This is a genomic window from Sorangium sp. So ce145 (assembly GCF_051525985.1).
In the GTDB taxonomy this organism is placed as follows: domain Bacteria; phylum Myxococcota_A; class Polyangia; order Polyangiales; family Polyangiaceae; genus Sorangium; species Sorangium cellulosum_B.
Genome location: NZ_CP150315.1, coordinates 7435189 through 7448200 on the forward strand (window position 1 = coordinate 7435189; position 13012 = coordinate 7448200).

Sequence of the window (13012 nt, forward strand, 5' to 3'; positions counted from 1 at the left end):
AGGGGCACGAGCGCCATGATGACATCGGCGGAAGCAGGAGGCGAGCGCCGGCGCTCTCCGCCGAGCAGGCGGCTGGATAGTAAGGAGCTCTTCCCTGCGCCGCGCCAGCGAAAGGCCGGCAAAGATCTGGCGGGCCCGACCCGCGCGCGCCTGCCGGACGGAGCTACGGCTCCAGCGTCATCCGCATCTTGTAGACCTGCATACCGAACATCACGCCCGCCGGGGCGGCAGGATCGATGGTCCCGTCCCGACCGCGGCTCAAGCGCACGAAGGCCTGACACCCTTCGGCGGGGAGCCCCGTGGGGTACGAGCCTTCGGGAACGGTGAACGAGCCGGTGTCGTCCACCTCCCCCGACGAGTCGACCCAGGATACGTCGTCCAGACAGGGACCCGGCTCATCGAAGCTGACAGGTCCGATGGACCACCTGAGCATATCGTCCTTGCCCAGCGGCTCCCACGCCAGCACGAGATCCTCGCCGGAGCCGAGGCTGAACACGCTCTCCGGCTCGGGAGACGTGAGCTCGGAGAGCTCGGGCATCACGATCTCCCAGCCGTCGAGGTCGTTGAACCGGGCGCGGATCGCGCGGCCCGGCTCGGCGTGCTTGAGATAGCCGCGGCACTTGGCGGCGATGAGGTCGTCCTCCGGATAGCTGTCATGCCACCAGAAGCAGGCGAGCTCCGCCTCCTCCGCGCCGTTGCTCACGACGAACCTGTCGGGGAGGTACTCCCCGTCGCCGGGGTCTCGGACGCCGAACGCGCTGCTGGCGCCCAGCTTCGTAACGTAGGCCTCCGCTTCGCCCAGGTATTCGACTCCATCGCGGACGATCGGCACGTTGTATCCGTAGACCCGGATGACGACCGCCTCGTCCTCCGCAAGGGGCCGGTACTCGTCCGGCCCACACGCTGCCCCGCAAAGGCCCAGGACGGTGATCAAAGCCAGCCATATGATGTCGCGCATGATTTCCTCCACGGTCCTATGTCATTGCGAGAGACGGCTGCGCCGCACGGGGACAACCTGTGCGCCTTCTCGCTGAAAAGAAGCTACGGTTTCAGCGTGATCCGTACCTCATAAGACTGGCGCGCGAAGATCGAGCCCCTCTGGACGCCGGGATCGATGGTCCCGCGGCGACCGCGGTCGAATCGAAGTAAAGCCTGACACCCGTCGGGGGGAAGGCCCGTGGGATACGAATCCCTGGGAACGACGAACGCCCCGGTGTCGTCCATGGCCCCGTCCGAACGGTACCACTCTACGTCATTCACACACGGCCCTGGGTCGTCGAAGCTGGCGGGTCCGAGAGACCACCCCATTCGGTCGTCCGTGCCCAGCGGCTCCCACGAGAGTGCCAGATCCTCTCCGGCGCTGAGGCTGAACTCGCTGTCCTGCTCGGGAGACGTGAGCTTCGAGAGCTCGGGCATCACGACCTCCCAGCCGTCGAACTCGTTGAAGGTGGCGCGTATCGCACGACCGGGCTCGGCCTGGACGAACTGACCGCGACAGAAGGTCGCGATGAGGTCGTCCTCCGGATAGCTGTCCTCGTAGAGGACGCAACGGAGCGTGGTCTCCTCGAGGCCGTTGTTCACGACGAACCTGTCGGGGAGATATTCCCCATCGTCGTGCTTCCGGATACCGAACGCATTGGGATTGTCCGTCTTCCAGACGTAGCCCTCCACCTCGCCCCGGTACGTGACGCCATCGCGGACGAGGGGCGGCTCGAACCCGTAGACGTCGATGCGAACGGCGTCGTTCTCCGCGAGCGGCCGGTACTCGTCCGGCGCGCACGCCACTCCCGAAAGGCCCAGCACCACGATCACGACCGGCCTCGCCATATTGCTCATGATATTCGCCTCGCTCCCGTGCTTTTTGAGGAAGACGGCGACGATGCCCCTTCCGCTCAGGGGAGCCCCTCCGGGCAAGGAGGGCAGTCACCACCACAGTCTCTACCTATTTCCCTACCGTTCTGGCGGTCGTCGTCGCATCTCGCCGACTGGCATCTGCCCCCGAAGCACACCTTCGTCAGGCAATCCTCGGCTTCGATGCACTTCTCTCCAGCTGCGCAGGAACGGCAGTTGGCTCCACAATCGACGTCGGACTCGTGCGCGTTCTGGACGCCGTCGCTGCACGTGGCGTAGCTGCATCGGTCATCGAAGCCGCACACCCCGGTATTGCAGTCCTCTCCCGTGCTACACGGGAACGTCGGGAGACACGGTTCGCAAAGGCCACCGCAGTCCACATAGGACTCGCCGTTGTCTGCATCGAGCTCGCCGTTGTCGCAAGCAAGAGGCACGCACTTGCCGATCGGGGCGCAGTACTCGGAAGGGTCCCCGCAGTCTGGATCCGACAGGCACTCGACCAAGCTTAGCTGGCCATTGCACAGCCCCGAGCCGTCAGGGGCCGGACCTCGCCGGGTCGGCACCGTGACCGGTTGCGTGATATCGCAGAGGTCATCCGAACAAGGGTTACCGTCTTCCGGCACGTCGTCCGGCGCGGGCACGACGACCTTCTGCCCGTCCCTGTTGCACGCGATCGTCGTGCAGTCGCCGGGATACTGGCCGCGGTACTCCCCCAGCTCCCGCTGGCACTCGCCATCAACGCACTTCACCGTGCCACACGCGGGGTCCGGCGGGTTGTGGCAGTCGTGCTCGGTCACGCACTCGGAGCGCTCCGGCAGAGGCGCAGGAGCCTCACCCGAGCATGCAATCCAAAGCGCGGCAATGGGGAGCATAGCGCCAGCGGCGAAAAGGTGCTTGCTCGTGATCATGTTGCCTTTCTTCATGGCTCTCTGCCTGAGATGTGCAGTGGGCACGCAATGGGGCAGCTCGCACCGCAGTCGATGCCTGGCTCGGCACCGTTCTTCACTCCATCATCGCACGTCGGGGCACGGCACGTGCCGTCGGTGCACACGCCGCTCTTGCAGGACGCGTGAGCGTCGCACCGGCGACCGGCGGCGCAGGCGGGACACGACGGCGCACCGCAGTCGACGTCGGTCTCGGCGCCGTTCTGAATTCCATCGCGGCAGCTCGTCTCCTCGCACAGCCTGTCCGAGCCACACGCACCCGCGATGCAGTCGCTGTCGACCGCGCACGGTTGTCCTGCCCTGCACGGCTGGCACAGGCCGCCGCAGTCCCGCGCCGTCTCGCCCGAGGCGTCATCGAAGATGCCGTTGTCGCACCACTCGAGGACGCACGTGCCCGATGTCGAGCAGGCGTACGAGGGGGTCCCGCAGTCCTCGTCGTGAATGCATGCGACCCGGTGCCCTTCGCCATCGCAGTACCCGGAGCCCTCTTCAGCTTCTCCTGCTGCCCTCGGCTCGTGTACGCTGACCCCCTGCGCGCATGTGTCGATCGTGCACTCGTTGCCGTCGTTGAAGGCGTCGCTGTCGTTGAGCTCGGCGACCACCCGCCCTGCCTCGTCACACCGCAGGGTCACGCAATCGCCGGTCCGCTGGTTCGGGATTTCATCTGGTAAGGCCAGCCTGCAGACCTCCGCTTCGCACACGGCCTCGCCGCACCGCGGGTCCACGGGCTTCGGACAATCCTCGGTTGTGTAGCACAGCACGACGTTGCACTCGCTGATGGGCCGACATTCCCGCTTGCAGGAGTCGCCCTCTACCTCCCTGGCGCCGGGCTCGCAGCAGCTCTCCTCCTCCGGGTCCGAGCACCTGCAGCGACCTTCGATGCACTGCGCGCCGCTCAGCTTGGGCTGGCAGTCTGCCGTTGAGTCGCACAAAGGCTCCTGTTCCACATCGACATAGGGGTCACCGTTGCAGGCCGCCCAGAGTAAGCCCCCCAGGAACACTGTGCCGGATGCGCACAGCCCGCGCTTCCATCTTCGAGCCATATATCAGGCATCCTCGTCCAGGGGATCGCGGAGATCCGGGCCAGTCGTCGAACGACGCGTGTCGTTCGCATTGCGATCTAGGTCCCCCAATTCTCCGCCCAAATGAACTACCCTTTCAGAACATTGAGCTCGGCTCCGCGCCCCGGAGCACGCCTCTGCCAAGGCCGAGCGCTACCACGAGAACGAGAGTCCCACACCGGGGGCGCTCCCCACGGCCCCCACGCGGACCTTTGCCTGTGGCGCGAGCAGGAACCCCGCGGTCACGGCGCCGGCGGCCGAAAGACCCGCACCGACGAAGGCGCCCACCGACAGGGCCGTGAACGTCTTCGTGCGCCCGTCGGCGTCGGCATACGCGTCGCAGGCAGGGAGCCCCGGCCGGCAATGGAAGACCTCCCACCGCGCCCGGACGAAGGCGGCGTCTCGCTCCTCGGCCGCGTCGTTGGCCTCCAAGACCGAGAGCGCCCCGACGGTGGCTAGGGCAGCCGACGTGGTCGCGAGCGCGCCCACGGTCCACCACCGGAGGGCGGGGTTGCGCGTGGTAGGAAGCGACGCCGCGACGGGCCGCGAGCGCACCTTGCTCACCGGAGGACGCACGGGCGCTTCGGCTCGGGCGCGCGGGAACATCAGCCAGACGGTCCTCTCGCCGCCCGCTTCGACCGCGGCCACGTGCTCACGCTGCGCCCCGGCGAGCTGTCCGCTCACGCGGTGCTGGCCAGGAGCGACGTACACGGGTCGCGGGAGCGGGGACACACCGACCTGCCGCCCGTCCACGAGCACGGCAGCGCCGGGCTCGCTCACGCGCACGTCGAGCGCGCCGACATGCCGCCGTGCTTCCGCGAAGTCGGCCCGCGCCAGCTCGTAGCTCTCCTTGAAGCCCGGCGGCACCCAGATCTTCGGGGCGTCGGGGGTGCCGACCATGTCGAAATAGATCGAGAGAAACTCCGCCGCCCTCTCGAAGTCGTGCAGCCTGAACGACAGCATCCCCACCCGGAACGCGTCGGAGGCGCTCTTCGTGAGCCCCCACAGCGTCAGGTGGATGTCGCGCGCGTCCGCGAGCCTCCCCTCGTCCAGGAGCCGCTTCGCCTCGTCGAGCATCTCCCGCTCCGGCCCGGTAGGCGGCGGCCGCCGCGGGAGCGGCGCTGCCGCCGCCGGCCCTGGGCAGGTGAGCAGCAGCAGGACCGCGGTGATCGGGCTGAAAAGCGGGCGTCGCATGGTCTTGTCTTCCGGGAGGCCTCCGCGCGGCGAGGGCGCCCAGCGGAGCTCGCGAGGGCGCCGCAGGCACGGCGCGCCTCGGGCTCAGGGTCGAGGACCTGGCACGAGAGCTCGAGCAACGCGCTCTCTCGATTTCCAGCGCCTCTCCTACCAGAGATCACCGCGCGGGTGCGCTCGAAACGCTCGACACCAACAGAAGATGTGAGGACGAACGACACGACAAGAACGCGCCAGGATCAGCAACACGCATTGCGTTTATCGAACAAAAATTCTCACACCAGGTGAGATTTTGCTCCAAAATTTTGACCCTGTTCTCAACCTGGGCCAGCTGACGCCCGAGATCACCGAACAGCTGCGTTCGAACCACTCAATATGTAGGCTGGACACCAGCACGAGCACGTTGCGTTGCATTGCATCGATCGAGATAAATTTCTCGCGCTCGATGAGCTAAGGCTCCAAAAATCCTCAACCTGGGTCAGCCGACGCGACGCCGCTCCTCAACCTGGGTGAGCTGGCGCCTCAACCTGGGTGAGCTGGCGGAGCTGGCGCCTCCGCCGCCGCTCCTCAACCTGGGTGAGCTGGCGCCTCCGCCTCAACCTGGGTGAGCTGGCGCCTCAACCTGGGTGAGCTGGCGCCTCAACCTGGGTGAGCTGGCGCCTCCGCCTCAACCTGGGTGAGCCGACGGCGTGAGCCGACGCTCCAGAAATTCCCAGCCTGGATAAGCTGGCGCAGGGCGGCCGACGCAGCGGCCCCTCAACCAGCCGCCGGAAGCCACGCGCCGACGTTACAGCCGCGCCGCGATCGGGCGGACCGGCGCGCCGCTGGCTGGACGCCCGGTCCCCGGCCCAGCCGCCTGTCGAGGCCGCAACGAGGCCGTCGCGCCCGCCGCCCTTCCGCGCTCGCCCTGAGCCGGCGCCGGTCTATACCATGGGGACATGCGCCCCACCGTGCTCCTCTGGGACATCGACGGCACCCTTCTCTCCACCGGCGGCGCAGGCCGGCGCGCCATGGAGCGCGCGTTCGCCCGGTACGCCGACAGGCGCGACGCGTGCGAGGCGTTCTCGTTTGCGGGCATGACCGACCGGGCCATCATCCGGACAGGGCTCGAGACGGTCGGGCGCGAGGCCACGGAGGACGCCATCGACGCGCTCCTCGCGATCTACGTCGAGATCCTCGCGCAGGAGATGTCGCTCGCCGGCGACACCCGGGTCCACGCCGGCGTCATCGAGGCGCTCGACGCCGCCGCCCGGCGCGCGAAGTGCGCCATCGGCCTCGGCACGGGGAACGTCCGCGCCGGGGCGCAGGCGAAGCTCACCCGGGTCGGCATCTACGAGCGGTTCGCGTTCGGCGGCTTCGGCTGCGATCACGAGCGCCGCGACGAGCTCCTGCGCATCGGCGCGGCGCGCGGGGCGGCGATGCTCGAGGCGCCGCTCGAGGCGTGCCGCGTCGTCGTCATCGGCGACACCCCGAAGGACATCGCGGCGGCCCGGGCGATCGGCGCCGAGTCGATCGCCGTGGCCACCGGCACCTACGCCCTCGCAGAGCTCGCCGCATGCGCCCCGACCCACAGCTTCACCGACCTCCGGGCGAGGGGCGCGCTCGAGGCGCTGCTCGGTTGAGATCCGAGATCTCTCGACGAGCGGCCGCCTGGCCGCTGCGGCGCCGATACGACAGGGTGTCTCCGCGAGATCACGCCAATGGTCGACGGATCCTCCGGAAGAGGATCAGATGGCGCGGCGAGCTCTCTGACACGTGGGGCGGCGGGTGCGTGGAGGTCAAACCCGCGTAGGTCCGCCGAACGAGAACCTGTGCTCGGTGACCGATGCGACGCCGGATTGCGGTTCGCAGCTCGCGGATCTCCTGCGGTACCCGATTCAGATCGAGCTGAGCTCTGGCGATCTCCTGGACGAACGTGATCCGACATTCGGGGTCTTTCGGACGCTTTCTGGTCCAGATCCTGGTCGTGAGGTCGCGGAGGATCTCCTTCCCGGAGAACTCCTGCCTCCAGGCGCCGGTGCTCAGCATCGCGCGGTAGCTGGCCTCGTGATCCGTGAGCTTCCTCGCGATCGTGGCCACGTTGCCCCAGTCCGGCTGGAGCGTGGGCAGGACCCGCGCCCACCAGAGGCTACCGGTGATAGCAGCCTCAGCGTCCCCTTGCGATTTGACGCGATCTCTCCGCGGATGTTCGAGAAAATCGTCGACCACCGCATCGCGGATCTCGGTGATCGTACGGCGGCAGCTCATCCACCAGGTGAGCGGCGTCGCGAGCATCGTGAGCTCCTGCTCGACCTGCGCTGCGTTGAGGCCCGACGTGTTGACCTGGCAAGCAGCGATGGCATCCGGGTCGAGGAGGAGGTTCTCGATCTCGACGACATCCGCCGTCAGGACCACCACCGCGTCCTCGTTCCACCGAGCCCGATTGGAACCGCCGAAGTCTCGATCGCGAAAGCCAAAGACGTGCGTATTGTAGTCATTTCGTGCGGCATTCACGACGGCGTGGAGGTGCCCGTGACCACCGGCGACGAGGACCTTGATGTGCAACTCGCCTTCCCACGCCGTCTGGAGGTACGTGCGCGTCTCCTCGTCCTCGACCCAGAGATAGGCCGGGAAATTTCGGTACAGGCCCGTCACGTCCGACGACGGCTTCATGACGCCTCTTGCGTGCACGGAAGGGGCTGCGCTTCGCGCCATGCGCGCGAGCGGGGATCCGTATCCGGCACGAGGAGGAAGCGCGCGTAGCTGGCCGTCTGATCCCAAACCGCATCGGCGTGCGAGGCAACGAGGATCTGCACGTCCGGGGCGAGCGCGTGGAGGGCCGGGAGGATCGTCGCCTGCCACTGCGGATGCAGGTGCAGCTCCGGCTCATCGATGACGAGCAGGCCGCCCTTCCAGTCGTTGAGGATGATCCAGCCCGCAAAGGAGAGGAGCTCGATCTCGCCCGAGCTGATCTGGTCGATGGAGCAGATCCTTCTCCCGTCGTCGGTCACCACGAAGAGATCGGCGAGCAGCTCTTCATCGTCCGGATCGACGATCTGGGCGTCGATGCGGGTGCCGTCGTCCCCGTGGAAACGACTCCACGCATCGTTGAGCCGGTTGAGCCAAGCATCCGCCCTTCCGAACCCCGGCAGGGTCCCCTTGTACCCCCCTCGCGCGCGCTCGTCATTGATCCGTTGCTTGAGCCGCCACAGGCGGTTGGTCTCGTTGTCGATGGGACGCCCGCCGCGCCCGACGAGCGGCTTGATCGGGCCTACCAGCTCCGGCGCGCGCCATGAAGAGAAGTACTCGACGGCCAGAGACTGCAACCACTGAGGAGGAATCGGCTCCTCCGTGCCGTCAGGAAGACGGTGGACGTGCTTGTCCGCCGTGCGGATCCAGGTGGTCGGATTCGCACCGTCGATGGCGACGTCTACTTCGATGATGGCACCTTCGGGGACGAGGACACGCCAGTGCTCTTCCCTGCGGGAGCGCTCGAGGTCACGCACGATGAGCGGGCCCATCCCCAGGCCGAGGAGCACCGCCTCGATCACGCTGGTTTTCCCGCAGCCGTTGGGCCCGGCGAAGACGGCCTGCTGCACTGAATCGCCACGCGGCGTGGTCAGCTCCACCTCCAGCGCTTCCTGGATGCGCCGGAATTTCTCGATCCGGATCCGGAGAATCTTCGGTGCGTGCAAGGGGCCTCCTTCGCGGGCGCGGGACGCTAGCACAGGCCACGGGGCGTTCGAAGGACGGGGCGGGCTCCAGGATCGCGCCGACGTCCGCGCCGCGCCAGACCTGGACCCCGCCGAGCGCGAACCGGAGAGCCGCCGTGGGTCACGCCCCGGCCGACGCTCGCGGTCGAGCACATCCATCGCGGGCGATCGGATCCCGCAGAGGTCGTGCGCCGCGACCCGACGAGAGGCGTCCCCGAGCGGCGGCGGACGCTCTGTTCTGCGGTCTGGAGGGGTCCGGTCCCCCCTTCTGGCACAACAACGAGGGCGTTCGCAGGGCTCTTGGCACAAAAATGCAATGCGAGACGCGAATTTTGGCACATTTTTGCTCCCGAAGACGCTCTGCAGAGCGATCTCTAGGGGTCCGGACCCCGGTGTGTCGCAATGCTTTGCGTTTGAGCCAGTGCCGGCGCCCGTCACCTGGCACAGGCCACGGCGGCCTGGCACAAGTCACGGGCGCTGTCCGCTCCGTGGCACACGGAGGCAGGGGGACAGGCGCCGCGGGCTCGCCCTCGGGTTTGCCGTTCTTCCGGGCGGCTCCCCGACCGCTCGGCCCGCGCGCCAGCTCGCGAGCGGCGCGAGCAGCTTGTCCGCGAGCTCCTGCGCCTCCGGCTCGTCGGGCTCGACCGAGCCCATCATCAGGTGGTGCCGGTGGCCGGTTACGCCGGCCGTGGCACACCACCCATGTGCTCGACCGCATCGCCGATGTTCCTGATCAGGGCTCCAAGGTCGAGCCCGAATCGCGGCGCCCGGGATCAGCGCCCGAACGCGGTCGCGATGGAATGCAGGATTTGCTGCCGCAGCACGCGGGCCGGCCGTCGTACGCGGCGCCGTTGCGCGCCTGTGCCGTCGCGGTCACCGGATAGCCGAGGGCCGAGATCCTGTCGGCGATGCGAAGATCCGAGTGGCGGCCCGGCCGCGGACCACGTGCCTTCCAAGGCCGGCGGCGGCGGCGAGGAGCGCGCAGATGAAGAGGGCGAAACGGCGCCGGCCCATGCGGAGGATGCTTCTCCGGGGGATCCGCCACGGATTGAGCTGCTGGATGCTGCTGTTGCCACGCGGAGGCTCGTGGCGCAGGCCATGGTGAGATGAGAGACGGGGTGCCCGGCGTCAAACACGATCTCCCATGGCCCACGAGGTTCGCTCTCATCCATCCTCTGCTCGACCGTCTCTGTTGCTCCCCGTCCGTCGTGGTCGCTCGGATTCAATGCCCGCCCGTGGAGCTCCGCGCCTCGAATCGCGCCGGCACCCGGCCCGACGGCCCGAGCGCGATCGTGCCGCGCGGGATGGCATAACCGCGGCTCCCGTCGTCCTCGACCGCCTCGCGGACGATCATCCAGGCCGGCGGGTAGAGCCGCGCGCCGCGTCAGAAGAGCCCCTGTTCGCGCATGCATGCCTTCAATGCCTGGCGCAGATTCTGGTACAGGCGGAGGTGGTCGAGCCCGACGCCGAGGCCGACCAGCGTCTGCGCGACATCGGCCCGGATGCCCACGAGGATCCCTGTTGCACCCAGGAGCTTCACGGAGCCGACGATCCGGAGGAGATGGTCGCTGGTGGCCGTGTCGATCACGGCGATGCCGGTGAGATCGAGGATGACGTAGCGGGCCTGTGTCCGCACGACCGCGTCGAGCAGCTCCGAGGTCATCCTGCTGACGCGCTCAGCGTCGAAGTGCCCGAGCAGCGGCAGCGTCACGATGCCGTCCCAGACCTCGATCACGGGCGTCGAGAGCGCATGAATCGTCATCCTTTGCGCCTCGATCTCCCTCCGCGCGGCCTCGAGGGAGGCGATCGTGTCGCGCTGGAAGTCGATCTGCTGCTTCGCCGCCTCGTTCTCGTTGCGCGTGTGGATGAGCGCCGAGACGTCCCGCTGGATCCCCAGGACATACGGCGCGGCGCCGTCCGGAGCTCGTTCGAGCGGGATGAGCAATGTCTCGACCCATGTCACCGATGAGCGGACCTCGATGCCGACCGATCGGTGCTTCTCCAGCCGCACCTCCGTCGGGGGGAGGATCTGGGTCTCTCCGCGGAACGCGCTCCGATAGCCCTGCATCAGCGTGGGACCCAGCACCGCCTCGTTCGCGAACAGGTTGAACACGCCGACCACCGCCGCTCGTGGGACCCCGATGAGCCGCTCGCAGGTGGCATTCATCGCCATCAGCATCCCATCGTCGCGGTAGATGTAGGACATCTCAGGGATATCATCGAGGATGCTCATGATGCTCAACGAGGACAGCGGCGGATAGTCGGGCATGCTGTAGGCTCCAGGTGTTGCGCACATCGGATCGTGCGCCATCGCGTGTCGAGCTCCGGAGCGCGACCGAGCACGCGAACGGACATCGTACTGTAAAGCGTTCGTCCCCAGAAGCTCGATGCCGCCGCGGCAGCGCGCGGCACCACTATTTTCATCGGTGTTCCCTGCGCGGGGGAACTTTTCCCGCGGGCGCGGGTCGTCTGCTCATGCACCCGATCCGCGCGCAGGTCCCCACCGAGAGCATTGCCCGCCCGCCCGAGCCCGGTGAGCCCCACGCGCCCGACGTGCCCCGCGCGCCCGCCCTCCCATCCACGGACAAGATCCCCAGCCTGCTCTTCGTCGACCCGCCCGCGCGGACCGATCTCGACGAGCTGCGACAGTCCCTCTCGTTCGCGTTCACCAGCGGCGTCTCCGGCGGGCTCTTCAGCCAGGCGCTCGATCGGGCGCCCATCGCGCCTTCCACGTGGGATCCGAAGAGCTTCGCGCCGGACCTGTTCCTGGAGGAGCTCGTGGCCCGGTGCTTCCGCGTCCGCGTCGGGGGGCACGAGGCCGTCGTCAACCGAGGGTTCATCCTCCGCGTCCTCTCCCGGCCCCCGAGCGACACGCGCGTGACCGAGCTCCGGAGGGGGATCCTCCACGAGCTCTCGGGCTCACCCACGTTTCGCGGGCAGCTCGAGAGGCTCTACACGGCCTCGTGCCGGATGCGGGGCGCGCTCGAGGGCGCGGTGGCAGGGAAGAAGTTCGATCCGACGCGGCGGCAGCTCGACGTGCTCGCGATCGTCAAAGAGGTCTTCGACCTGATGAGCGGGTCGTTCGAGGGCGCGCGATCGGGCCTCGCCCGGCTGCGCGATTTCGGCCAGGCGGTGCAGGCGACCGAGGGATATCGATCGATGGCCGATCTCCTCGATTACGACGAGCACCTCGCGACGCTCCGCCTGGACATCCGCGTCGGCGCCGACGGCCGCATCCGAGGCTTCGACGTCGTGGCCGTCCGGGAGCGGCAGGAGAACCCGTTCGTGCTGTCGCCGGTGCGGCGCTGGCTCGCGAAGCTCGAGATGTTCTTCCGCGGGTACAGCTTCGGCGACGGAGAGGTCATGGCGAGGCTCGTCGACGCGGTGTTCGAGGGCATCGAGGATCAGGTCGTCAAGCTGGTCCCGCTCGTCGGAGAGATGGAGGTCTACCTGGGAGCGCTCGGCTTCCGGGATCTCGCCGAGGCGGCGGGGCTCGAGGTCTGCCTGCCGGAGCTCCGGTCCGCCGCGGAGGGCGAGCGCGCGCTCCTCGGCCTCTTCAATCCGCTCCTCGTCGCCGGCGGAGGGAAGGCGGTGCCGTGCGACGTCGTGACCGATCGGGCCGACACGACGCTCCTTGTCACGGGGCCGAACTCGGGCGGAAAGACGCGCCTGCTCCAGTCGGTGGCGCTGACGCAGCTCCTCGCGCAGGCGGGCATGTTCGTGCCGGCGCGCAGGGCGAGCGTCGCCCGCGTCCCGGGGCTCGTTGTGTCGCTCATCCAGGAGACGAAGTTCGATCAGAGCGAGGGGCGGCTCGGCATGGAGCTCCTCCGGATCCGGGCGCTCTTCGAGGAGCTCGGCCCGGGAGCGATGGTGATCCTCGACGAGCTCTGCTCGGGGACGAACCCGTCCGAGGGGGAGGAGATCTTCGAGCTCGTCGTCACGCTGCTCGAGAAGCTCCGCCCACAGGCGTTCATCACCACGCATTTCCTGACGTTCGCGGCGCGGCTCGAGCGGGAGAAGGCGATAAGGAATCTCCGGTTCGTCCAGGTGGAGCTCGACGCTGCGCAGAAGCCCACGTACCAGTTCGTCGACGGCGTGGCCGCGACCTCGCTCGCGGCCCAGGCCGCGGCCCGGCTCGGCGTGACCCGCGGCGAGCTCGAGGGACTCATCGATCGCAACATCGATCGCAACCAGCTCGCCTCCCGGGCGATGTCCATCATGGGTCGGGACTCCGCGTTCGCGGGTCCCTCCGTCGTGGGTCGGGAGAGCTGAC

At 68.1% G+C, this 13012-nt stretch carries 11 protein-coding genes; 2 read left to right on the plus strand and 9 right to left on the minus strand.

Annotation, left to right across the window (positions count from 1 at the left end; genetic code table 11):
- Window positions 1-163: 163 nt before the first annotated feature.
- The 5 genes from WMF34_RS27300 to WMF34_RS27320 all read right to left on the minus strand — a co-directional run bounded on the left by WMF34_RS27300 (window position 164) and on the right by WMF34_RS27320 (window position 5050).
- The gene (locus tag WMF34_RS27300) at window positions 164-958 is read right to left on the minus strand and encodes a hypothetical protein (RefSeq protein ID WP_437989615.1); all 795 of its coding nucleotides are present in this window, start codon (window positions 956-958) and stop codon (window positions 164-166) included.
- 83 nt (window positions 959-1041) lie between these two features.
- Window positions 1042-1836, minus strand: coding sequence for a hypothetical protein (locus WMF34_RS27305; RefSeq protein ID WP_437989616.1), 795 nt, complete (start codon window positions 1834-1836; stop codon window positions 1042-1044).
- Between the two features lie 56 nt (window positions 1837-1892).
- The gene (locus WMF34_RS27310) at window positions 1893-2600 is read right to left on the minus strand and encodes a hypothetical protein (RefSeq protein ID WP_437989617.1); all 708 of its coding nucleotides are present in this window, start codon (window positions 2598-2600) and stop codon (window positions 1893-1895) included.
- Between the two features lie 170 nt (window positions 2601-2770).
- Entirely contained in the window at window positions 2771-3520 is a 750-nt protein-coding gene (locus WMF34_RS27315; protein ID WP_437989618.1) for a hypothetical protein, read from the minus strand.
- A gap of 489 nt (window positions 3521-4009) precedes the next feature.
- Window positions 4010-5050 (minus strand): hypothetical protein, encoded by a 1041-nt coding sequence (locus tag WMF34_RS27320; RefSeq protein ID WP_437989619.1) that lies wholly within the window; start codon window positions 5048-5050, stop codon window positions 4010-4012.
- Window positions 5051-5985: 935 nt separating this feature from the next.
- On the opposite strand from WMF34_RS27320, the gene WMF34_RS27325 reads away from it, so the two are divergent.
- Window positions 5986-6669, plus strand: coding sequence for an HAD family hydrolase (locus WMF34_RS27325; protein ID WP_437989620.1), 684 nt, complete (start codon window positions 5986-5988; stop codon window positions 6667-6669).
- A gap of 70 nt (window positions 6670-6739) precedes the next feature.
- Here WMF34_RS27325 and WMF34_RS27330 read toward each other — a convergent pair whose 3' ends face one another.
- From WMF34_RS27330 to WMF34_RS27345, 4 genes are all read right to left on the minus strand, one after another.
- Complete coding sequence (locus WMF34_RS27330) at window positions 6740-7591, minus strand: hypothetical protein (RefSeq protein WP_157906934.1); 852 nt, start codon at window positions 7589-7591, stop codon at window positions 6740-6742.
- A 104-nt stretch (window positions 7592-7695) separates the two neighbouring features.
- Window positions 7696-8721: an AAA family ATPase gene (locus WMF34_RS27335; protein ID WP_437989621.1), complete on the minus strand. Its 1026-nt coding sequence runs from the start codon at window positions 8719-8721 to the stop codon at window positions 7696-7698.
- 1240 nt (window positions 8722-9961) lie between these two features.
- Window positions 9962-10093, minus strand: a complete 132-nt coding sequence (locus WMF34_RS27340) for a cytochrome P450 (protein ID WP_231864268.1) — start codon at window positions 10091-10093, stop codon at window positions 9962-9964.
- 30 nt (window positions 10094-10123) lie between these two features.
- Entirely contained in the window at window positions 10124-10972 is an 849-nt protein-coding gene (locus WMF34_RS27345; RefSeq protein WP_437989622.1) for an STAS domain-containing protein, read from the minus strand.
- 242 nt (window positions 10973-11214) lie between these two features.
- On the opposite strand from WMF34_RS27345, the gene WMF34_RS27350 reads away from it, so the two are divergent.
- Window positions 11215-13011, plus strand: coding sequence for a MutS-related protein (locus WMF34_RS27350; protein ID WP_437989623.1), 1797 nt, complete (start codon window positions 11215-11217; stop codon window positions 13009-13011).
- Window position 13012 lies beyond the last annotated feature (1 nt).

Coding starts and splice junctions, on each gene's coding strand:
- WMF34_RS27320 (WP_437989619.1), bottom strand. CDS start 5,050: ATGCGACGCCCGCTTTTCAGCCCGATCACCGCGGTCCTGCTGCTGCTC.
- WMF34_RS27340 (WP_231864268.1), bottom strand. CDS start 10,093: ATGATCGTCCGCGAGGCGGTCGAGGACGACGGGAGCCGCGGTTATGCC.
- WMF34_RS27350 (WP_437989623.1), top strand. CDS start 11,215: ATGCACCCGATCCGCGCGCAGGTCCCCACCGAGAGCATTGCCCGCCCG.
- WMF34_RS27325 (WP_437989620.1), top strand. CDS start 5,986: ATGCGCCCCACCGTGCTCCTCTGGGACATCGACGGCACCCTTCTCTCC.
- WMF34_RS27300 (WP_437989615.1), bottom strand. CDS start 958: ATGCGCGACATCATATGGCTGGCTTTGATCACCGTCCTGGGCCTTTGC.
- WMF34_RS27305 (WP_437989616.1), bottom strand. CDS start 1,836: ATGAGCAATATGGCGAGGCCGGTCGTGATCGTGGTGCTGGGCCTTTCG.
- WMF34_RS27345 (WP_437989622.1), bottom strand. CDS start 10,972: ATGAGCATCCTCGATGATATCCCTGAGATGTCCTACATCTACCGCGAC.